Origin of the sequence: Methanoculleus sp. UBA430, from assembly GCF_002506585.1 — an archaeon.
GTDB lineage: Archaea > Halobacteriota > Methanomicrobia > Methanomicrobiales > Methanoculleaceae > Methanoculleus.
On record NZ_DAXW01000009.1, the window covers coordinates 169,246 to 189,461 of the forward strand.

Genomic DNA, 20,216 nt, shown 5'->3' on the forward strand with positions numbered 1-20,216 from the left:
AGGGTTCGGAGAAGGGGGATCTCATTCATCCGGACGGGGCAGCGATCTCCCGCATCTCGATCGCTATGGTGATCAGCCGCAGCCAGGTGTTGAGGGCCGCCCGAAGCGCCGGGATATCGGTGGCTATCACCTCGAGGACGAGCGTATCGTCGCCCACGAGCCGTACGCGGGCCGACGACCGATCTCCCACGTCGTCCATCTCCCGCGAGACCGAGAGGTAGAGGGCGCGGGCGTCGTCGGCGGTGAACCGGAAGACTGCCGTATGCATCAAGGGAGAACCTTCAGGGTGTACCGTTTCCGTTGCGTTCCGTCAAAGACGATACGGTGGTCCGGGATGGTTTCCCCGGCGAACAGAACGTTGAGGTAGTCCTTGAGGGCCTCATACACGGAACGGTCCGAGACGAAGAGCCCGCGGGCGATCACTCCGGGACGCTCTGTGACCGTAAATGACTTAACCGTGATCTCCGCCGCCGGTTCACCATCTGAGAAGGCCTGGATGAGAAAAAAAGGACCTGAACGGGAGACGATCACAATTGTCCCGTCAAGGGCGAAAAGGTCGCCCATGCCCGCCTTGCCCCGGGTAAGATACTCGGCGCCGGCCGCGAACGCCAGGTCCCGGGCGAGGGAGCGCACCTCGGGGACCGGTTTACGTGACGTCGTGACGACCGTCATCGAGCCTTCAGGTCTTTTATCGCGGCTCCGCGTTCCTTGAAGAGGATGCGGTGCCCGCAGTAGGGACAGCGGATATTGACGTCGATCTCCACTTTCTGTTTGCAACGAGCGCACTTATAGGCAGCCACGACCTATTAGCCCTCCTTCTGCAGCGAGCGCTCGATGCTCCGTGTAGCGACGCGCATCGCGGGCGTCTCCGGGACGTAGCTGCCGCCCGCAAACTTAAACCCGCACTTGCGGCACGTCCAGATACCCGTTCCCTCACGCTTGACCGCTGCCTGGTCGCAGCGGGGGCAGGTGTGACTCGCGCGGGAGACCGTCTCGATCTGGTTCACTCTCTTGCGGATAAACCGGCCATACCTCGGGCCAAAGCGCCCGGAATTTCCGACTACCCTGCCCTTTGCACTCTGTTTGCGGCTTGCCATTTCGCGTACCTCTGATATGTCCTATAATTTTTGCGTTGGCGACTAATATAGTTACTCACAACACGCGTTCGATGATCCGGGTCTCTGCATTTCCCTTTGAAATTTTGTTCACCAGGTCATAGAACTCTTCCTGGATGCCTGCTGGAATCCTGACGACGGCGATCCAGGAACCGTCTTTCTGCCACTCATCCTGTTCGAGCATCCCGGCGTTCTTGATTTCGTAGCCTCTCGCGGCGTAATCCGGCGGGAGCTTCACGGCGATGCGGATCTCCTCGAAGCGGATGGGGAGAAGCGGCCGGAGTGCCTTGATCACCTCTTTGACCTGCTCCTCGACGGATTTGAAGGGATCGATGCTCACCCTCGCCTCCTCCATGGCGAGTTCGATGCGTTGCGGGGGGTGAGGGAACCCGGTCTGCGGGTTGACGGCGTTCCTCGATATGAACGTGACGACCCGGCTCCGTTTCTCTGCAATAAGGTGGCGGCGCTGTTCGGAGGTGAGGTGGATCTCGCCCTTCTTGATGATCCGTATGGCGGCCTCTTCAAACTCAGTCGTCTTGAAGACCTTCAGGAGAGATTCATCGGATGCCCGTTCGGCATGGGCGGCGTTTGAGAAGATGGAGTCGGCTGCAACCGCGTCCTCCAGGTCGACGTCCTCCCCCTGCCGGATACGCTGAGCCTGGTCGGGGTCGACAAGCACCTCAAACCGTTCGCCGTAACTCTCAAGCCGTGCTACAACTGCCTGGTCCAGAGGTATCATAGGGGGTGTCACTCACTCTTCGAACTGGTCGACGTAGATCTTCACTTCGTCCTTCTCCAGCTTCCGGAATTCCCGGGTCGCGATGGAGACGAGACCGATCTCGATGGCGCTCACGTCGAGTTTGCCTTCTGTTGCGGCGTGCAGGGCCTTGATACCGAGCTTGATGGCGTCGGCAAAGTTCCCTTCCTCGTTGTACTCGTCCTCGAAAACCTTCATGACCGCGGGCCGGCCCGTGCCGATCCCGGTTGCCTTGTACTCGAGCAACGTGCCGCTCGGATCGGTCTCAAAGAGCCGGGCCTCGCCGTCGCTGACGCCTGCAATCAGGAGAGCGGTCCCGTAGGGGCGTGCACCGCCGAACTGGGTGTAGGTCTGCATGTGGTCGCAGAGTTTCTTGGCCAGGGTTTCGACGTTGATCGGTTCGTTGTAGGAGACCCGGTTGATCTGGGACTCGACCCGCGCCCGATCCACGAGGGACCGCGCGTCGCCGACGAGGCCGGAGGATGCCACACCGATATGCGAGTCAATCTTGAAGATCTTCTCGATGGAGGCAGGCTCGAGGAGACGGGACGTCACCCGTTTGTCGACGATCAGCACGACGCCTTCGCTGCACTTGATCCCGACTGCCGTCGTACCCCGTTTCACCGCTTCTCTGGCGTACTCAACCTGGTAGAGCCTACCGTCCGGGCTGAAGACAGTAATCGCCCGGTCATATCCCATCTGATATTGTGGTTGCATTATCGTTCCTCCAAATCGGCTTCGGTGAAAAATAATAACTTCTGATGTTTAATACCTTGTTCAACCAAATCAACCTTTTGACGGGGGTAGCGGTACACCGTGAAACAGTGCTCCGCGAACCTCGTTTCTCCTGCCTCAGAGAGAGGCCGGATTGGTTTCATCCGGCGCTTCAGAGCATGGATGGTCCCGGAGACGGCGACCGTCCGGAGGGCAACCGGCCCATCGGCGATCGCGGTGACCGTTGTAAGGGCGGTGGCGATATCCTTCTCCGTTCCGCGACGGCATCGGACCACAACGTACCCGGTGTCGCAGAAGACCACCGCCGGCTGTGCGAACCCGACGGCCGCGTCGCCAAAGAGCGAGGTCGCGGCCTCGATGACCGAGAGGTATGCCTGTTTCTGGTCAGGGGTCACTCCGTACGGGAGGACCCGAACCAGGATGTAACGCCTTTTTGCCCGCATCGCCGGGGGCCTCGGCTTCATCCGACCACCCTCACGGGCTGCTCCGGTTCGATGAACCGGCCGACCGACGCGAGAGCCTCGCTCACTTCCGTTCCGGTCATGCCGAAGAGCGCGCAGAGGCCCCGGACCTCGCGGACCGACCGCTGCTCGAGAATCGAGTGTGCGTCGGACGATATCGTCAGTGGGAAGCCGTAGCGCCGTTGCAGCGAGAGGATGTCAGCGTACCGCTCCAGCGCCCTCTGGCGTCGGGTTCCCCGGAGCCGGATGATGGGGGCAAGCGAGATGTCCACCGCCACGCCACGCTCGGCCGCTGACCGTGCGGCAACGTGGTCGAACGCGTTCCTCCGGGCGGCATGGATATTTCTGATGCCATTCACCTCTCTCAGCCCGACGACGGCCCGGTTGAAAGAGGTGTCGCCGGCATTGACAAAGACCACGTCGGCACGCCGGACGGCAGGCTCGCGCACCCGCCTGATGACCTCCTTGTGGGACGCGGCGCTGATCACGACCCCGCGGATAACCTCCGCCCCAAGGGGTTGACGCCCGACCTCGCCGATGGCGACGATGCTGTCAAACCCGAGGTCCGTCGCCTCAAGCGCCATCCGTGCAAGCGTCGAGTCGCCGGTGGGGTAGGGATATACACTCGCGTCCGTGACCTTCATCAGGAGTAAACCGTATGTAAAAAAAGGTAATTATTTGCCGCGGTTCGCATGGGAACGGATGCTCGGGCGAGTCTTCTCGGTCCCGTGCCCGCGCGTCCGCATCCCGCGCCCCTTCATGCCGGCGGAGGTCTTACCGCGCTCCGCCCGGCCCCGGTGAACCGGGTCGGCCAGCCATGCGAGGTTGCGGTCGCTCCGGATCGATGGGTGGTGCCCATCGACCAGGATCACCTCAAACCACTTTGACCGTCCATCCTCGCCGACCCAGTAGGAGTTTAAGGCCTCCATATTCGGGAACTTGCGGGATGCACGCTCTTCGGCCATCCGCTGCAGGCTCTTTGCCGGGGTCATGCGGCGCATACCCATACGTGCGGACCGGCGCCCGCGAATGTACCGGGGCTTCCTCCGGCCACCGCGGCGGACCTTGACCCGCACGACGATGATCCCCTGCTTGGCCTTGTAGCCAAGCGAGCGGGCCCGGTCGATCCGGGTCGGATGCTCCACGCGTACGATACTCCCCTCGCGCCGCCAGACCTGGAGGCGCTCCCAGAGGAGACCTTTCACCTCGGAACGGTCGGGCCTCTTCCATGCCTCGCGAACGTAGGCATACATTGACTTTGCCATGCTTTTAATCACCTCAGGTTCAGCGTTTCCGCCACATTCCTTTTCCGGGACGTGTCCCGTGGTTCCTAACAGGTTGGCGAGAGCGCTAATAAAGAATTCCTTTCTCCGCGGGAAGACCTAGATGCCCTTCCTCTTCTCGACGACACGGATGGCATCGATCCGGGTGACCGGGTACTGCCCGTTCTCGTCTTTTTCGGCCGATTTGACCATATCCCAGACGGTGAGGAGCGCAACGGAGACGCCGGTGAGCGCTTCCATCTCGACGCCCGTCCTCCCGTAGGACTTCACGCGGGCGGTCGCCTCAATGTAGCCGTCCCCCTCCTCGAAGTCGATGACGATGCCCGCAAGCGGTATGGGGTGGCACATGGGGATGATGCGCGCCGTCTCTTTCACCGCGAGGGTGGCCGCCACCCGCGCGGTCGCGAGGACGTTGCCTTTGACCGCCGTCCCTTCCCGGATGGCCCGAAGCGTCTCGCTCCGGAGGTAGATCCTCCCGGCCGCAACTGCTTCCCGGGGGACCTCGGTCTTTGCCGAGATGTCAACCATCTGCGCGCGGTCGTTCTCGATGTGGGTGAAGACCGGGGTCTTGCTGTGTTCGCCGGACTCGCTCATGTGAATCAGGAGATCTTCGGTCTCTTTGGGGATAAAAGGAAACGCCCGGGGTGAGGTCACTCCGCCACCGGGCGGCCGAAGAGTTCCTCCGGAATGCAGTCCAGCATGTCGGTCGCGAGCATCCCGCATCCGCGCCCCTCCGCGGCCCGCATCCCGGCCTTGCCGCAGACGTACGCGGCGATGCAGGCCGCCTCGAACGCCGGAACCTGGCAGAAAAGCGCTCCGGCGACACCGGCGAGCAGGTCACCCGTCCCCCCGGTGGTCATTGCAGGGGTTCCGGTCCGGTTGAACCTGACCCGCGTTCCGTCGGAGACTACGTCGACCGGCCCCTTGAGCAGGACGGTCCCCGCCGTTGCGGCGGCTTTCACGCACCGGCCGCGCGCCGCGAGGTCCGCCGGGGGTTCTGTCCCGGTGATCCTGGCAAACTCCCCTGCATGCGGGGTGTAGATCGTCTCCTTCGCCGCCGGCAGGGGGTGGGCGAGCGCATCGGCATCGAAGACCGCCCGCCTGGCCGCCCCGGCGACGGCGAGGACGACGTCGTGGCTCTCGACCCCGAGACCCATGCCGCAGACGACTACATCGGCCCGCCCGGTGAGCCGGAGGATCGTCTCCAGGTGGTCGGCCGTGATCGCCTTCCCTTCTAAGGGCTCGTAGATCAGGTCGGGCATGGGGATGTATGCCGGGGAGGCAATCCGGACGATATCCGCGCCGGCACGGAGCGCCCCCATCGCCGCGATGTAGGGCGCCCCCTGGTAGGGCCCGCCCCCGATGACGAGCACCTCACCGCCGACACCTTTGTGGGCCCCGGACGCCCGGGCCGGGACGAGCGTGAGGTCACCGGGCCCGCAGAAGACCTCAGCCTCGAGCGGGATGCCGATACCCACGACGTCCGCGCCCGCCACCTTCGCCCGGTGGAACGATACGACACGGTCAGCCCGGAGGCCGGGGGTGGGGATATCGACGGCGAGGACCGGCGCGGCGCTCGCGTTCGCCCGGGCGACGAGGGTTGCAAACGGCTCCCGCACCGCGCCCGATCTCCCGGTGCCGAGCATCGCATCGACGATGAGATCGGCCGCATCGAAGAGATGGCCGAGCCGATCGACGTCGGCGGCGCACCGGACCGGGTGGAGGGCGACTGAGCAGCGGTGGAGGAGCGATTCCTGGAGAGCCGCCGCGGAGGTGATCGAGCCGCAGTCAGGGTAGACGACGTCGACCGCATCGAGGTACTGGAGGTACCGGGCCACCACCATCCCGTCGCCGCCGTTGTTCCCCCGCCCGCAGAGGACGAGGACCCGGGAGGGACCGGAGGCGAGGACAGCGTCCGCGACGGCCCGTCCGGCGCTCTCCATCATCGAAAGCGACGAGTGGCCGAGCGCCACAGCGTTCCCTTCGACCGCCCGCATCCGGCCGGCGTCGATCACGCCGGTCTCCAGAAACTCATGCATATCGTTCGTTGTCATGCTCTGCACCTCCAGGAGTGTTGCCTGGTTGGTGCTATGGTGTTTCTTTCTTAGATAGTTTTAGTTTTTTTTGACCGGGAGAAATGCCGGGGGGCCGCCGGGTTAGAGCGGTGGAAAAACCCCGGATGCTGGACCGTGGGATATCGCCACGCGGGGGCGGGGCCGATGGGGGGGCAGTTCCCCTCCCCTGTCTCCACGCTTCAGGTATGACGGTAACCCCCTCACCCGTCATCGATCCCATGCTCCCATGCTTTATTGACCTTTCACGACGCACTCCTATGGAGATGGGCCTCGAAAACGATCTACGGAGAGCAGCGGATCTGGCCTGCGATGCGGAGTCGGTGACGATCATCTCCCACATCGACGCCGACGGCATCAGCACGGAGTCGATCCTCTCGCAGGCGCTCAGCCGCGAGGGTATACCCGTCACCTCCGTCTTCGTCCGCCAGCTCGAGCCGATGGCGATGCGTCACGTCCCAAAGGACGACTCCCTGAAGGTCTTCACCGACCTCGGGGCCGGCCAGCAGAGCCTTCTTGCGGAGCACGGCCTCTCTGCGGACGAGGTCCTGATCCTCGACCACCACGTCAGCCAGCCCTGCGAGACGGCCTACCCCCAGGTGAACAGCCTTGATTTCGGCATCACCCGGATGAGCGCCGCCGGTATCGCCTACCTGGTCGCAAAGGCGATCGACGCAACCTGCACCGACCTCGCCAAACTCGCCGTGGTCGGGAACGTCGGGGACATGATGGCCCGGGAAAACTGTGGGCTGGTCGGTCCGGCCCGCGATATCGTCCAGGATGGTGTGGAGTACGGCAACATCGTCGTGCAGAAGCCGGACTTGAACTGCTACGGGACGTCCACACGCCCGATCCACGTCTGCCTCGGCTACTGCGACGACCCCTACATCGACGGGATCTCGAACAACCCAAACGCGGCGCTCCGGTTCCTTGAGAAACTCGGCGTCGAGTTGAAATCACCCCGGGGCGGCTGGCTTGTCTGGGAAGAACTCCCGTTCGACGACAAACGCACGATCATCAGCGCCCTTGCCCAGCAGCTCATCGCTCACGGGAGGGAGACCGACCGCCTGCTCGCCGAGATCTACATCTTCCCCGACGAGCCGGAACGGACACCGCTCCGGAACGCCTCCGAGTACGCCACCCTCTTGAACGCCTGCGGGCGGTGGGCAAAACCCGGGATAGGGGGGAGCATCTGCCGCGGGGATCGCGGGGACGCCTACCGCGATGCGGAGTACATGCTCGCCCACCACCGGACGGTCATCCGCGACCTGCTCCAGTACATCCTCGATACCGGGGTGACGGAGCTCTCGCACCTGCAGTATATCCACACCGGCGACCGGTTCCCCGACACCATCGTCGGGATCGGGGCGGGGATGGCACTCTCCAAACTGAACTGGAAGAAGCCGATCATGGTCTTAAGTGCGATGGTGGACGAACCGGAGGTCACGAAGGTCTCGATGCGGACGAACGAGTGGGCGCTCGGCCGCGGAGTCGACCTGCAGGAGGCTCTCGTCGAGGCGTCGGCAGAGGTCGGCGGCGCGGGCGGCGGGCACCGGATCGCGGCCGGGGCGTTCATCCCCTACGATACAGAAGAGGAGTTTGTTGATAGTGTCAACCGAATACTCAAACGACAGTTCGCTTCGGCGGATCCGGACAATCGCTGACTTCCAGTTCGGCACCGGAGCAGGAGACGCAGTCTTCCCCGATGAGTGCACCTTCCAGTTCTCCACGACGGGGCGCGTCCGCCAGGTGCGCCTCGGGAAGGAGCGGCTTGCAACCGTTCGCGCACAGGACGGTCGCCTGACCCTCGGAGTCGGCGGAGCGGCGCGACTTTGCGCCCATCTTCCTCCGCCGGCCTACCGGGTGACAGTGCAGGAAGATGTGGCGACATTTATTGCGGACGGGAAGAACACGATGGCAAAGCACGTCGTCGCTGCCGACGACGGCATCCGCGCAGGGGACGAGGTGCTGGTGGTGACCGGAGACGATGTGCTCCTCGCCACCGGAGCAGCCCTGCTCTCCGGTCGGGAGATGCTGGCATTTAATTACGGTGTAGCGGTAAAAGTACGACAGGGAAGGGGATCTGAATGTTTCCAGGTAAGATAAACCCGAAAAAAATGAAGCAGATGATGAAGCAGATGGGCATGGAGATGGAGGAGATCGAGGGCGTGGAGAAAGTGGTTATCTACACGCCCGCGGGAAACTACGTCTTTGACGAAGCCCAGGTCGTCGCGACCACCATGCAGGGGGTCACCACCTACCAGCTCACGGGAGAGGCCCGGTTTGAAGAGGCGGTCCCGGAGATCCCCGACGAAGACGTCGCCCTCGTCGCGTCCCAGACCGGAGCAGCCAAAGAGGTTGCGAGGACAACACTCATCGAGACCCGCGGCGACATCGCCGAAGCGATCCTGAAACTCTCGCAGCAATGATCGAGGATGGGGAACACCTCCTGCTCGTCGGCGGGGAGCGCGAATACTTCGTGAAGGCGGGCGAAGGAAAGTTCTCCACCGACCGGGGGATGATCGATCTTTCGGCGCTCGCGGGCATGAACCCGGGAGGCGAGATCAGGACCCACCTCGATGTCCCGTTCACCGTGCTGCGCCCCCGGCCGACCGACTTCTTTGTCCACGCAAAACGGAGCGGAGCCCCGATGCTCCCCAAGGACATCGGGATCGTCATCGCCTACACGGGCATGAACCGCAACGATGCGGTCCTCGACGCCGGGACCGGGAGCGGCGTCGCCGCAATCTACTTCGGAAGTATCGCCCGCGCGGTGAAGACCTACGAGGTGCGCCCGGAGTTCGCCAGACTTGCGGAGAAGAACATCAGGAATGCGCGGCTCGAGAACGTCGAGGTGGTCGCGGCCGACATGCTTGAAGCGACCGGTGAGTTCGACGTCGTCCACCTGGACCTGACGATAACCCCGGCACACGTGGAGCACGCCTTCTCGCTCCTCTCGCCCGGCGGGTACCTTTCATGCTACACCCCGTTCCTCGAACATACGTTTGTTGCGCTCGACACCGCAACGCCGCTCTTCCGCGACGTCCACTGCTATGAGTGCATGGAGCGGGAGCTGACGCGCTCCGCCCGGGGGACCCGGCCGTCGACACGGGTCGCCCACAGCGGCTACGTCACGATCGCGCGAAAATAGGTGGGCTTACTCCTTGAGCGGGTGTTCCCACCCGGTGTAGCCGCAGTAGATGCAGCAATCGCCGTCACAGTGATGGCACTTCTGCGAGGGCTGCGGCACCATTACCGTACCTTGTTTGTTGCAGTAGGTACATCCAAGCCCTCCGCAGTGACAACAGACCTCAGGGGCATACTCTTCCTTCTCTTCGGACATGTCTCTCCTCCCAGAGTAGTATGATGTGTGCGGAGGTGACAAAGGTTTGTCTTTGGTAGTGTTGGAAAAAAGGTATTAGTGGATGCGGGGCGAACCAGTATTCAGGAGAGAAGAGGTGTTTTGTCCGCGTCACGGCGGGAGGCGGGATGATCCGGGCGCCACCCCCGCCGGCCGGGCTGAAAACCCCGGAAGGTAGCCACACGATGTACCACATTATCTCTATCCGCGATTTTGAAAAGAGCGATCTCGATCACCTGCTGGACCGGGCTGAGGAGTTCGATACCGAGAAGTACCGACCCCGGATGCTTGAGGGCAAACTTGCGGCCCTCCTCTTCTTCGAGCCCAGCACCCGCACGAGGATGTCGTTTGCGACGGCTATGGCCAGGCTCGGCGGGGACTCGATCAGCGTGGACTCCGTGGAGGCAAGTTCCATCGTCAAGGGAGAGACGCTGGCCGACACCATCCGGGTGGTGAGCGGCTACGCGGACGCCATCGTGCTCCGCCACCCAAAGGAGGGGGCGGCACGGCTGGCAAGCGAGTTCGCCACGGTGCCGGTCATCAACGCAGGGGACGGCGCGGGGCAGCACCCAAGCCAGACGCTGCTTGACCTCTACACCATCAGGCAGTCGATGCCGATCGACGGGCTCGACGTCGGCCTCCTCGGCGACCTGCGCTACGGCCGGACCGCGCACTCGCTGGCGCTCGCCCTCTCCCTCTACGGCGTCACCCTGCACACGATCGCACCGGGTGGACTGGAGATGCCGGCGAACATCGCCCTCGAACTGCGTGAGCGCGGGATGGACGTGATCGAGCATACGGACGTGGAGGAGGTGATCCGGGAGTTAGACGTCCTCTACGTCACGAGGATCCAGCGCGAGCGGTTCCCGGACTCGGCATCCTACTACAACGTCGCGTCCAGTTATCAGATCACGCCCGATCAGCTCCGCGGTGTCCGGGAACACCTGATGATCCTCCACCCGCTCCCGCGCGCCGGGGAGATCGACCCTGCGGTGGACCAGACGCCGTATGCGCGCTACTTCGAGCAGGCGAGGAACGGGGTGCCGGTCAGGATGGCCCTCCTCTACGAGGTGATGAAATGAGCAGAAAAGACCCGTCAGGGGGGTTGGTCATCAGCCCGATCAAGAACGGCACCGTCATCGACCATGTCACTGCCGGAGAAGCTCTCAACGTCTTGCGGATACTCGGCATCACCGGATCGACCCGGGAGTGCCTGAGCATCGCAACGAACGTCAGGAGCAAACGGATGGGGAGGAAGGATGTCGTCAAGATCGAGAACCGGGAGCTCCGTACGGAGGAGGTCGACCGGATCGCCCTGCTTGCGCCGCAGGCGAAGATCAACATCATCCGGGACTACCAGGTGGTGGAGAAGAAAGGTGTCGAGATCCCGCACCTCCTCAGAGGTGTGGTCCGGTGCCCGAACCCCGGCTGCATCACGAATACGAATGAGCCGGTGGAGAGCACATTCGAGGTGCTTCCGAAAGGGCTGCACTGCCTCTACTGCGACTGGCTGATCAAGAATGATATTGCAGGCCACATCATCTGATCAGGTTTCCGTGCCGGTCGATCTCCCCCCGGTAGATCCGGGTGCTCGAGATCCGTCGGCCGTCTTCGGCGAGGACGCATGAGATCTCATGGAGGTCCACTTTTCTCTTCCCTCGCTCTCGTCGGCGTTCGTTGATCTCCACGGCGACCGGGAAGGTCTCCTCGGAGACGACGAGGATATCGAATTCCGTATCGAGGGCGCTGCCGTAGCGGTCAGCGAGCGGCTCGACCTTCCACGCCGCGGTGTAACCGCGCTCCTTGATGAAGGACGCAACGGTTGCCAGCCGTTCCTGGTACGAGTGGACGGGGTGGACCTTCGCCCCGGCAAACTCGTCGGTTGTCAACCCGATGATCACCTCTCCGTCAGGCCCGGCGAGCTCAAAGGAGCGGGCGAGGAGTTTCCTGTGTCCGGCATGCAGGGGATCGAACGTCCCCCCGACCATCACTCTCATCTGGAGGCGTTTGACGTGAGGGGGTTTATGGGTAGTGGTCGGCAGTGGTGCGGTGAGCACGGTCCAGTCTTCCCCCTCACCGCCGGGGGAGAGCATTTTGTATCGAAGCGATCAATAGTAGACGTACATGGAGAGCGGATCAATTGTGGGGGACCGCGTCTTTATTGCGGAGAACGCAACCGTCATCGGCGATGTGACGCTTGCCGATGATGTGAGCGTCTGGTTCGGTGCCGTTGTCCGGGCTGATCGGGATACAATCGCCGTAGGGACGGGCTCAAACATCCAGGACAATGCCGTCGTCCACACGACGCCCGGGTTCCCGGTCGGGATCGGGGCGGGGGTCTCAGTCGGTCACGGCGCCATCCTGCACGGCTGCACCATCCGTGACCGGGTGCTCGTCGGCATGGGTGCCGTCGTCCTGAACGGCGCAGTGGTGGGCGAGGGCTCCATCATCGGGGCCGGCGCCGTCGTTACCGAAGGAAAGGAGATCCCGCCGCACTCGCTGGTCCTCGGCGTGCCCGGGAAAGTGGTCAGGGAGACGACGCCCGAGCAGCAGGAGAGCATCATTAAAAACGCGCGTGAATATATCAAACTCGCAGGGAGGTACCGCCATGGCTGACGTCGTGGTCATCGGCGCCGGGGTTGCCGGCATCCAGGCGGCGCTCGACCTTGCCGACCACGAGGTCCACGTGCACCTCATCGAACGCGAACCGACCATCGGGGGGCACATGGCCCAACTCGACAAGACGTTCCCCACCAACGACTGTTCGATGTGCATCCTCTCTCCGAAGATGGTGGAGGTGGCCCGGCACAGAAACGTCACGATCCATACCTGCTCCGAGGTCGAGTCGGTCGAGGGCGAGGTCGGCAACTTCACCGTCCGGGTCCGGAAGCACCCCCGCTACATCATCGAGAGCGAGTGCAACGGGTGCGGGGACTGCACCCGGATCTGCCCGGTGGAGGTCTACAACCGGTTCGACGCCGGCATCGGGGTCCGGAAAGCAATTTATAAACCCCACGCCCAGGCGGTTCCCGATATCGTCATCAAAGACCAGGAGCACTGCATCGAGTGCGGCCTCTGCTATGACGTCTGCGGCAGAGAGGCGATCCTGCACGAGGAAGAGGAGCGGGTGTTCGATATACCGGCGGCAAGCATCGTCGTGACAACGGGCTATACGACGTTCGATGCCCGGAACAAGAGGCAACTGCGCTATCTCATCATTCCGGACGTCATCACGAGCCTCGAATTCGAGCGGATGATCAACGCGAGCGGCCCGACAGGGGGTAAACTGAGACGCCTCTCAAACGGCAAGCCGCCCCGGAGCATAGCCTTCGTCCAGTGTGTCGGCTCCCGCGACCTCGCCGCCGGCCGTCCCTACTGCTCAGGGGTCTGCTGCATGTATGCGATGAAGAACGCCATGCTCGTACGCGAAAAGAACCCCGATGTCGAGGTCACGATCTTCTATAACGACGTCCGGGCGTACGGCAAAGGCTACGAGGAGTATTACGAGCGGGCGAGGAACCTCGGGGTCCGGTTCGTCCGCGGGTTCCCGGGCGAAGTGCTCGAAGAGAACGACCACCTGATGATGGTCGCGGAGAACACAGAGACCCGTGAGGTGGAGACGTTCCACCCCGACCTGGTGGTGCTCTCCGTCGGGATCGAGCCTGCCGACGGCGGGGAGGCGATCGGCCGGATGCTCGGCATACCCCGGGACGACTCCGGATTCTTCGGGGTCGCCGACCAGAAGGTCGGCCCCGTCCTCACGGTGAAGCCCGGGATCTACGTGGCCGGGACCGCCACCGCGCCGAGGGACATCCCGGACTCGGTCGCCATGGGCGGGGCGGCGGCGATGCGGGCGTACCTCGACGCGATCAGGGTGGGATAGATGCAAAAAGAGCCCTACACCATCGCATGGGACGCGGAGACCGACTGCATCGTCTATATCGACCAGACCCTCCTCCCGGGGAGGTACGACGTGATGCGGTGCACCACCGTCGAGGACCTCGCCCGGGCGATCAGGAGACTCGAGATCCGGGGGGCACCGGCGCTTGGCATCGCCGGCGCGATGGGTGTTGCACTCGCGGCCGCCCGGAGCGCCGAGACGGATCCGGGGCGGTTCCAGGCGGAGATCAGGCGGGCCGCCGGCCTGCTCAGGGGCACTCGCCCGACCGCGGTCAACCTTGCATGGGGGATCGACCGCGTGGCAAGAAAGGTCGCGATGGCCGCGTCGGTCGCGGAGGCGAAGGCGCTCGCGGTCGCTGAAGCAAACGCCGTCGCCGAAGAGGACGAACGGACCTGCCGGAGGCTCGGTAACTTCGGCGAAGAACTCTTTCCGACCACGTGCACGGCGCTCACCCACTGCAACGCGGGAGCGCTCGCCTGCCGGTGCTGGGGGACGGCGCTCGGCGTGATCCGGTCGGCGGTTGCGACCGGAAAGGACGTCAGGGTGATCTCCTGCGAGACCCGGCCGCTGAACCAGGGGTCGAGACTTACCTGCTGGGAACTCGCCCGCGATGGGATCGACGTGACCCTTATCCCCGACTCCTCGGCAGCATACCTGATGCGGAAGGGTGAAATCGACCTCGTCATCGTCGGCGCGGACCGGATCACAAAGGACGCGGTCTTCAACAAGATCGGGACCTACATGCACGCCGTTGCCGCCCACCACCATGGGATACCGTTCTATGTCGCGGCCCCCCTCTCCACCTTCGACCTCTCCCGCAGGGAAACGGATATCGTTATCGAAGAGCGGGATAGGGCCGAACTCGCCGGCTGCGGCGACCGACAGCTCGCACCCGACGACGTGAAGGTGCTCAACTACGCCTTCGACGCCACCCCGCTCGACCTCGTCGATGCGATCATCACCGAGATCGGGGTGTTGCGACCGCCGTATGATAAGTCGTTCCGACTGGTCAGTGAGCCGGCAGAGAGCCGGGAGATCTAACCATGGGGTTCTTCGACTCTGGGATCTGGATTCAGTTGATGACCATCGTCGGGGAAGTCACGTTCTTTCTCATCCTCGGCATGCTGATTGCGGCAATAGCCCTCGCAATCATCGCCACCGCCTCGATCACCAGAGGGAAGTTCTACCTCCCCCGGATCCTGATACCCGGCATGGTCCTCCTGGAAGGGCTCGTGAAGGCGTTCTGCAAACTCCTGGGGCTGGACGACAAAGACCTCGTCACGTTCTTCATAACGCTCAGGAACACCATGAACACCAAGGCCTTCGCCGAGACACCGGTTGAGCAGCGGGCGGTCTTCCTGCCCCAGTGCCTGCGGTCGGCACAGTGTCCGGCGCACCTGACGCCGGAAGGCCTGAAATGCCGGCGTTGTGGACGCTGCTCCGTTGGAGAGAACGCGGAGTGGCTGGAGGGTGTCGGCTACCGCGTCTTCATCGTCCCGGGCTCGACGTTCATCAAGCGAATGGTCAAGAAGTATCATCCGCAGGCGCTCATCGGCGTCGGCTGTCTCATGGAGGTGAAGGACGGGATCGATATGTGCGACCGGGTGGGGATTATCGCCATCGGTGTCGTGAACGTCAAAGACGGGTGCGTGGAGACGATAGCGGACTGGAACGGGGTGAGGGATGTCGCCCTGCTCGGCCTCGAGCACCCGTCAGTTCCCGTAGACCTTCACGGCCCTGCCGAATAACCGCTCGCTGGTGACCTTGCCGTAGACATAGATTGTCTCGGCGCTGTTCACGTCGCCGACCCTGACCCCGGGCCGGAGAGTGATGTTTCCCCCGGCCTGGATGGAATGGAGAGACGCGTTATCGCAGATGGTGGCGGTTCCTTTGATCCGGAGTGGCCCTTTTATCTTCGCATCGTGTCCGACAACGATGCTCTCCGCCTCGATGAAACCGCCGACCGTTGAACCCGACCCGAGTTCGAGACAGCCGGCAACTACTACATTGCCCCAGATATGCGTCTCCGGAGGAGTGATGAAATTCCCGTCTACCTTCACGTTTCCGTCAAAAAAGGAACCTTTCGGTGCTATGTATGTGTCCCCGTGCCGGTAAACTTTCATGAAGATCTCTTCCGGATAACAGGTCGGTCCGAAACCAGATAAAATTATCAGTAGGTTTATCCGAAGATTGCAGAGCTGCATCTGTTTTTGCCGGCCCATATTCGCCAGGTACTCACCCGCTGGCTAAAGCCTAGAAAATTCCTGCACCGACCACAGCCCGGCAACCCGGCCTCGCGGAGCAATGCGTGGCGATAGGTGACGCGTGCCCCCCGGGCAGGCGGAGTTCGAGCACCGTCAGGTGCGCAGTCCAGGGGAAAGACGAGCCCCAGGGAGCGAGTTGGGGCTCCACCCATTTCCCGTATCATCCCGTCTGGTGGACCGTGGAGGCTATCGCCATTGGGGGAGTGCGACGGGCCGACGGGTGCGACGTTCCAGCGGAATGCGACGGGCCGAAGGGTGCGATGGTCCGAAGGACCAGAGCTTGAGAAAACGCGAAGCGTTTTCGGGGCCGGAGCATGAGCACCGTCAGGTGCGAACGGAGCAGGAGAAATCCTCAGGCTTCGATTCCGGAGCTGGAGAAACCCAAAGGGTTCCGGGCCGGGAGCATGAGCACCGTTAGGTGCGAGGGGCTGACGGGGAGTGCGATGTTCCGGCAGGAACGGAGCATGATAAGCCGTTTGGCTTTGAGGGGGTTTGTCCCCTCCCCTGTCTCTATCGCGTAAGGCTCTATCGAAAGCCCCCACCCGAAGGTCTTCGAGGGGAGCGGGGAGGGGGTCTCCCCCTCCCCGCAGGTGGGTACCCATACAGCTCTCTGTCCCAGGACAGAGCAACCTCGAGATCTTCGCGGCAACGCGAGAGGTACCAACCTGACGAAAATTAAGGTGCAATGCTCCAGTAGTGAGCCACTGAGGCTCCCGTGGTTATATCACCGCGGCAACCGCAAAGACCGCGAGCGCGACGAACATCCCGGTCCGCAGGATCGACGTCGCCCGGGACTCCCGGACACACCCCGGTGTCGTGCATGAAAGGCCCCGGGAGGCCCCGAAGAGGATGACGGCATCCACAACCGCAATGGCGGCGAGGTAGAAGGGGCTCCACCAGTCGCCGACGGGGAGGACGCTCGCCGCGACGGCGCCGCAGGCGCAGGCGAACGCGAGTATTCCCGTCCGCCGGACGCCGATGATCATGGGAAGCGTGTGTGCGCCTCCCGCCGCATCCCCGTCCACGTCCTCTGCATCCTTCAAGATCTCCCGTGCTATGGTGGCAAGGAACGTGATCGCCGCGAGCGAGAGGTTCTGGACGAGCCCCCCGACGCCCGCGAACGCTCCGCCGAAGAGGAAGACGCTGGCAGCCAGGTAGGCGACGGCCAGGTTGCCGAGGACCGGGATCCCCTTCAGCCGGGTGGCGTATGCGATGAGAATGATCGAGTTGGCGAGGGCGATCGCGAAGCAGAGCGTCGTCGTCAGCGCGGCGAGCGCGATTCCGCCGGCAAAGAGCGCCGCCGTATACGCCCCTGCACCGGCAAGGCTGATCTCTCCTGCCGGTATGGGCCGCTCGGGCCGGTTGATCCGGTCAATCTCGACGTCGCAGATGTCGTTGATCACGTTCCCGCCGGCAGTGATGAGCGCGACGACCGCGGCGAGCAGGAGCGACGGCGGCGTGAGGGTGCCCGTGGCGATAAGGTACCCGACGAGCGCGGTAAGGCCGGCAACGACGGCGTTGTGCGGGCGGGTGATCCTGACGAAGGCGGAAGCGCTCATTCTCGAAGGGTTAGGTTCTCAGGCGGACGATAAATAACCCGATGGTCTATCAGGATGGGATTTGGAAAAACGACGGGCTTGGGGGGATTTGAACCCCCGACATTCAGCTTAGGAGGCTGACGCCATGTCCGGACTAGGCCACAAGCCCATACTATCGGAGTAAAAGTATTACTCATGAGAAGGTATAAGGGTATCGAGCATCCACCTTTTCCGGAAGCATGGATGTTGTTGCGGTTACGGAAGGAAAAACCCGGTTCTTCGTGCCCATACAGGATCCTCACCTCCAGTTCCCGCCGGGAAGCGGTCCGGTCTTTTATAACTCGCGCATGGAGTTGAACCGTGACGCTACCATCCTCCTGCTCTCCGTCCTCCGGCCGGAGGGTTATCTCGACGCAATGGGGGCATCCGGCGTCCGGGGGCTCCGGGTGGCGCACGAAGTCGGTATACCGGTGACGATCAACGACCGTAACGTCAAGGCGGTCGATCTGATCCGGCAGAACGTAGAGACGCTGGGTCTTGCCGCCGAGGTCACCAGGGAAGATGCAAACGCGCTGATGAGCGCAAGAAGGTTCGATGCGGTCGACCTCGACCCCTTCGGGACGCCGGCACCGTTCGTCGATTCCGCGGCACGGAGCGCTGTGAAGTATCTCTTCGTCACCGCCACCGACACCGCGCCCCTCTGCGGGGCGCACCTGAAAGCCGGCATGCGCCGCTACTTCTCCCGTCCCCGGAACACCGAGTATCACGCCGAGGTCGGCCTCCGGACGCTACTCGGGTTTGTTGCACGCGAGGTGATCAAGTACGACCGTGGCTTCGAGCCCCTCTTCTGCTACGCGCACGAACACTTTCACCGCCTGCACCTCCGTATCCGGTACGGGGCAGCGGCGGCCGACCGGACGCTTGCGCGGATAGGCTACGTGATGCAGTGTCCGCACTGCCTCTATCGTTCGGAGAGGACCGGGATGCTCCCGGAACCCGAGGCGTGCCCCCTCTGCGGCGCAGACCTCGTCCCGGTCGGCCCGCTCTGGACAGGGAGGATAGAGGACGACGCGACGCTCTCTCTGATGCAGGAGGCATTACCGGGGGTCACGGCCGGGACCGGGGCGCGGATCGCGCGGCTGCTCGATACCTGCCGTCAGGAGCTGGAGACCTCAAGCCACTACGACTACCACATTATTGCAAAAGCGTTGCGGGTCTCTCCCGGCGGGATCGGGACTGTCATCGAGCGGTTACACACGCTCGGCTACCAGGCGAGCCGCGCGCACTACTCAGGGACCGCCCTCAAGACCGACGCGCCGCTCCCGGTCCTCGAAAGCGTGATCAGCGGCGGGTGACGACGGTGAGGATGTCCTGGTCCTCGAGTTTGTGAGTGAGGCCGACGCGCTGCGCGTCGTGCTTGGCCGAGTTCCCCCAGACCTTTGCGTACCGGAACTTGTCCGCGAAGTCCCGGTGAAGGCGGTTGCAGACGTCCTCAACCGTCGCCGGGCTCCGGATGATCAGCGGCTCGTCCATATCCGCGGGGCCGCCGACCGGTTTTAAGTAGACCCGCATGAACCCCAGGTTATCGAATATGGCGTCTTTGAGGTCTTCGATGCGGTAGCCGCTGTGCGCCGACACCATGATCGGGGCTTCGTCGAACCGTTCGGTCAGTTCTCCCTCGATCTCCGTCCGCGTCTTCTGGTCGACCAGGTCCACCTTGTTGACCGCGATGAACGCAGGGACGTAGACCCGGTTGCCGATCATCGCGTCGATGAAGTCGTCCTGGGTGACGCCGTTGCGGATCAGGACATCGGCATTGACGATCTTGTTCTCTGCGAGGATTGCGCGGATATCCTCGAGATCGAGGTCGACGGCGCCGACGGTGTTCAGCCTGATACCGCCGCATCCCGCCTTCTTTATGGTGATATCGGGTTTTGGCCGGTTGATCCGAATGCCGGCGTCGTGGAGCTCGCGGAGAAGGACATCCACGTGCTTCTCGTTGAAGACGTCGACCAGGACCAGGATCAGGTCGGCGCTCCGGACAACGGCGATCACCTCTTTCCCGCGGCCCTTGCCCATAGCCGCACCGGCGATCAGGCCGGGGATATCCAGGATCTGGATCTTTGCGCCCCGGTGCTCCATTGCGCCCGGGATGACGGAGACGGTCGTGAAAGCATAGGCAGCCGTCTCGCTGATATCCGAGCCGGTGAGCCTGTTGAGCAGCGTACTTTTTCCAACTGACGGGAAGCCGACCAGGACGACGGTGGCGTCTCCCGACTTCTTCACGGAGTAACCTTCGCCCCCCCCGGAGGAGGCCATGGCCCGGGCTACCGCTTCATCACGAATTTTTGCAATTTTTGCCTTGAGGCGGCCGATGTGCTTGGAGGTCGCCTTGTTGTACGGGGTATTCTTGAGCTCGTCCTCAAGTTCTCGTATCTGCTCTTCGACACTGCTCATTGCTGCCGGTACAGATATGTGTGGCAGCTACTTATTGATGTCTATGATGGAAATCATCGTGCCGGGAGGAAATTTGAGCCAGGAAATGACTCCGATTGCCGGGTTAGCGGCAGGACCGGAGGGTGGGGGACATGAGAAAGACTTAAATAAAAATGTATCTAACTATTTAGAGCACGTTGGTGCGCGCTGCTATAGTGTAGACCGGCCAATCATGCAGGACTCTCACTCCTGCGACTGGGGTTCGAATCCCCATAGCAGCATTCCGTTTTTCC

Annotated in this window: 27 protein-coding genes and 2 tRNA genes; 12 read left to right on the forward strand and 17 right to left on the reverse strand. The window is 63.0% G+C overall.

The window, feature by feature from the left end:
- Positions 1-25: 25 nt before the first annotated feature.
- From BRA49_RS07045 to BRA49_RS07095, 11 genes are all read right to left on the reverse strand, one after another.
- Positions 26-268 (reverse strand): KEOPS complex subunit Pcc1, encoded by a 243-nt coding sequence (locus tag BRA49_RS07045; protein ID WP_292384694.1) that lies wholly within the window; start codon positions 266-268, stop codon positions 26-28.
- Complete coding sequence (locus BRA49_RS07050) at positions 268-672, reverse strand: hypothetical protein (RefSeq protein ID WP_292384695.1); 405 nt, start codon at positions 670-672, stop codon at positions 268-270. Before BRA49_RS07050 ends, BRA49_RS07045 begins: the two co-directional genes overlap by 1 nt.
- Complete coding sequence (locus BRA49_RS07055) at positions 669-800, reverse strand: DNA-directed RNA polymerase subunit P (protein WP_250987419.1); 132 nt, start codon at positions 798-800, stop codon at positions 669-671. The genes BRA49_RS07050 and BRA49_RS07055 overlap by 4 nt, the downstream gene beginning before the upstream one ends.
- A 6-nt stretch (positions 801-806) precedes the next feature.
- A complete protein-coding gene (locus BRA49_RS07060) occupies positions 807-1,097 on the reverse strand; it encodes a 50S ribosomal protein L37ae (RefSeq protein ID WP_292384697.1) in 291 nt (96 codons plus the stop codon).
- 55 nt (positions 1,098-1,152) lie between these two features.
- Positions 1,153-1,854: a ribosome assembly factor SBDS gene (locus tag BRA49_RS07065; protein ID WP_292384698.1), complete on the reverse strand. Its 702-nt coding sequence runs from the start codon at positions 1,852-1,854 to the stop codon at positions 1,153-1,155.
- Positions 1,855-1,866: 12 nt separating this feature from the next.
- The gene (psmA, locus tag BRA49_RS07070; protein ID WP_292384699.1) at positions 1,867-2,589 is read right to left on the reverse strand and encodes an archaeal proteasome endopeptidase complex subunit alpha; all 723 of its coding nucleotides are present in this window, start codon (positions 2,587-2,589) and stop codon (positions 1,867-1,869) included.
- A complete protein-coding gene (locus tag BRA49_RS07075; RefSeq protein WP_292384700.1) occupies positions 2,589-3,071 on the reverse strand; it encodes an Rpp14/Pop5 family protein in 483 nt (160 codons plus the stop codon). Before BRA49_RS07075 ends, psmA begins: the two co-directional genes overlap by 1 nt.
- On the reverse strand, positions 3,068-3,712 hold the full coding sequence (locus BRA49_RS07080; protein ID WP_292384701.1) for an RNase P subunit p30 family protein: 645 nt from the start codon (positions 3,710-3,712) through the stop codon (positions 3,068-3,070). The genes BRA49_RS07075 and BRA49_RS07080 overlap by 4 nt, the downstream gene beginning before the upstream one ends.
- A 30-nt stretch (positions 3,713-3,742) precedes the next feature.
- A complete protein-coding gene (locus tag BRA49_RS07085; protein ID WP_292384702.1) occupies positions 3,743-4,333 on the reverse strand; it encodes a 50S ribosomal protein L15e in 591 nt (196 codons plus the stop codon).
- Between the two features lie 117 nt (positions 4,334-4,450).
- Positions 4,451-4,945: a cyclic pyranopterin monophosphate synthase MoaC gene (moaC, locus tag BRA49_RS07090; protein ID WP_292385244.1), complete on the reverse strand. Its 495-nt coding sequence runs from the start codon at positions 4,943-4,945 to the stop codon at positions 4,451-4,453.
- 56 nt (positions 4,946-5,001) lie between these two features.
- Positions 5,002-6,405, reverse strand: a complete 1,404-nt coding sequence (locus tag BRA49_RS07095; RefSeq protein ID WP_292384703.1) for an NAD(P)H-hydrate dehydratase — start codon at positions 6,403-6,405, stop codon at positions 5,002-5,004.
- Positions 6,406-6,689: 284 nt separating this feature from the next.
- Here BRA49_RS07095 and BRA49_RS07100 point away from each other — a divergent pair, with 284 nt between their 5' ends.
- Genes BRA49_RS07100 through BRA49_RS07115 form a run of 4 tightly spaced genes read left to right on the forward strand, consistent with a single transcriptional unit; the run spans position 6,690 to position 9,574 of the window.
- Positions 6,690-8,087: a single-stranded-DNA-specific exonuclease RecJ gene (locus BRA49_RS07100; protein ID WP_292385245.1), complete on the forward strand. Its 1,398-nt coding sequence runs from the start codon at positions 6,690-6,692 to the stop codon at positions 8,085-8,087.
- Positions 8,032-8,529: a PUA domain-containing protein gene (locus BRA49_RS07105; RefSeq protein WP_292384704.1), complete on the forward strand. Its 498-nt coding sequence runs from the start codon at positions 8,032-8,034 to the stop codon at positions 8,527-8,529. Before BRA49_RS07100 ends, BRA49_RS07105 begins: the two co-directional genes overlap by 56 nt.
- Positions 8,511-8,852: a nascent polypeptide-associated complex protein gene (locus BRA49_RS07110; RefSeq protein ID WP_292384705.1), complete on the forward strand. Its 342-nt coding sequence runs from the start codon at positions 8,511-8,513 to the stop codon at positions 8,850-8,852. The genes BRA49_RS07105 and BRA49_RS07110 overlap by 19 nt, the downstream gene beginning before the upstream one ends.
- Complete coding sequence (locus tag BRA49_RS07115) at positions 8,849-9,574, forward strand: methyltransferase domain-containing protein (RefSeq protein ID WP_292384706.1); 726 nt, start codon at positions 8,849-8,851, stop codon at positions 9,572-9,574. Before BRA49_RS07110 ends, BRA49_RS07115 begins: the two co-directional genes overlap by 4 nt.
- Positions 9,575-9,580: 6 nt before the next feature.
- On the opposite strand, the gene BRA49_RS07120 is transcribed toward BRA49_RS07115, so the two are convergent.
- The gene (locus tag BRA49_RS07120; RefSeq protein WP_292384707.1) at positions 9,581-9,766 is read right to left on the reverse strand and encodes a hypothetical protein; all 186 of its coding nucleotides are present in this window, start codon (positions 9,764-9,766) and stop codon (positions 9,581-9,583) included.
- 203 nt (positions 9,767-9,969) lie between these two features.
- Between BRA49_RS07120 and pyrB the strand changes: the two genes are divergently transcribed.
- Together pyrB and pyrI are read left to right on the forward strand one after the other, a co-directional pair.
- Positions 9,970-10,866 (forward strand): aspartate carbamoyltransferase, encoded by an 897-nt coding sequence (pyrB, locus tag BRA49_RS07125; protein ID WP_292385247.1) that lies wholly within the window; start codon positions 9,970-9,972, stop codon positions 10,864-10,866.
- Positions 10,863-11,330, forward strand: coding sequence for an aspartate carbamoyltransferase regulatory subunit (gene pyrI, locus BRA49_RS07130; protein ID WP_292384708.1), 468 nt, complete (start codon positions 10,863-10,865; stop codon positions 11,328-11,330). Before pyrB ends, pyrI begins: the two co-directional genes overlap by 4 nt.
- Here the strand turns inward: pyrI and BRA49_RS07135 are convergent.
- Entirely contained in the window at positions 11,323-11,781 is a 459-nt protein-coding gene (locus BRA49_RS07135; RefSeq protein ID WP_292385249.1) for a phosphopantetheine adenylyltransferase, read from the reverse strand. The genes pyrI and BRA49_RS07135 overlap by 8 nt on opposite strands.
- A gap of 127 nt (positions 11,782-11,908) precedes the next feature.
- Here BRA49_RS07135 and BRA49_RS07140 point away from each other — a divergent pair, with 127 nt between their 5' ends.
- The 4 genes from BRA49_RS07140 to BRA49_RS07155 are packed head-to-tail and all read left to right on the forward strand — an operon-like array spanning position 11,909 to position 15,433.
- On the forward strand, positions 11,909-12,400 hold the full coding sequence (locus tag BRA49_RS07140; RefSeq protein ID WP_292384709.1) for a gamma carbonic anhydrase family protein: 492 nt from the start codon (positions 11,909-11,911) through the stop codon (positions 12,398-12,400).
- Positions 12,393-13,667 (forward strand): CoB--CoM heterodisulfide reductase iron-sulfur subunit A family protein, encoded by a 1,275-nt coding sequence (locus tag BRA49_RS07145; protein ID WP_292384710.1) that lies wholly within the window; start codon positions 12,393-12,395, stop codon positions 13,665-13,667. The genes BRA49_RS07140 and BRA49_RS07145 overlap by 8 nt, the downstream gene beginning before the upstream one ends.
- The gene (mtnA, locus tag BRA49_RS07150) at positions 13,668-14,726 is read left to right on the forward strand and encodes an S-methyl-5-thioribose-1-phosphate isomerase (protein WP_292384712.1); all 1,059 of its coding nucleotides are present in this window, start codon (positions 13,668-13,670) and stop codon (positions 14,724-14,726) included. It abuts the gene before it with no gap.
- A gap of 2 nt (positions 14,727-14,728) precedes the next feature.
- The gene (locus BRA49_RS07155) at positions 14,729-15,433 is read left to right on the forward strand and encodes a DUF116 domain-containing protein (RefSeq protein ID WP_292384713.1); all 705 of its coding nucleotides are present in this window, start codon (positions 14,729-14,731) and stop codon (positions 15,431-15,433) included.
- On the opposite strand, the gene BRA49_RS07160 is transcribed toward BRA49_RS07155, so the two are convergent.
- From BRA49_RS07160 to BRA49_RS07170, 3 genes are all read right to left on the reverse strand, one after another.
- Positions 15,398-15,808 (reverse strand): polymer-forming cytoskeletal protein, encoded by a 411-nt coding sequence (locus tag BRA49_RS07160; protein WP_292384714.1) that lies wholly within the window; start codon positions 15,806-15,808, stop codon positions 15,398-15,400. The genes BRA49_RS07155 and BRA49_RS07160 overlap by 36 nt on opposite strands.
- 860 nt (positions 15,809-16,668) lie before the next feature.
- Positions 16,669-17,508, reverse strand: coding sequence for a geranylgeranylglycerol-phosphate geranylgeranyltransferase (locus BRA49_RS07165; RefSeq protein ID WP_292384715.1), 840 nt, complete (start codon positions 17,506-17,508; stop codon positions 16,669-16,671).
- Positions 17,509-17,581: 73 nt separating this feature from the next.
- Positions 17,582-17,656, reverse strand: a tRNA-Arg gene (locus BRA49_RS07170).
- A 70-nt stretch (positions 17,657-17,726) separates the two neighbouring features.
- Here BRA49_RS07170 and BRA49_RS07175 point away from each other — a divergent pair.
- Positions 17,727-18,842, forward strand: a complete 1,116-nt coding sequence (locus tag BRA49_RS07175; RefSeq protein ID WP_292384716.1) for a tRNA (guanine(10)-N(2))-dimethyltransferase — start codon at positions 17,727-17,729, stop codon at positions 18,840-18,842.
- On the opposite strand, the gene BRA49_RS07180 is transcribed toward BRA49_RS07175, so the two are convergent.
- Positions 18,829-19,944, reverse strand: coding sequence for an OBG GTPase family GTP-binding protein (locus tag BRA49_RS07180; RefSeq protein WP_292384718.1), 1,116 nt, complete (start codon positions 19,942-19,944; stop codon positions 18,829-18,831). The genes BRA49_RS07175 and BRA49_RS07180 overlap by 14 nt on opposite strands.
- A 185-nt stretch (positions 19,945-20,129) precedes the next feature.
- Between BRA49_RS07180 and BRA49_RS07185 the strand changes: the two genes are divergently transcribed.
- Positions 20,130-20,204 (forward strand) — tRNA-Glu (locus BRA49_RS07185).
- Positions 20,205-20,216: the final 12 nt, after the last annotated feature.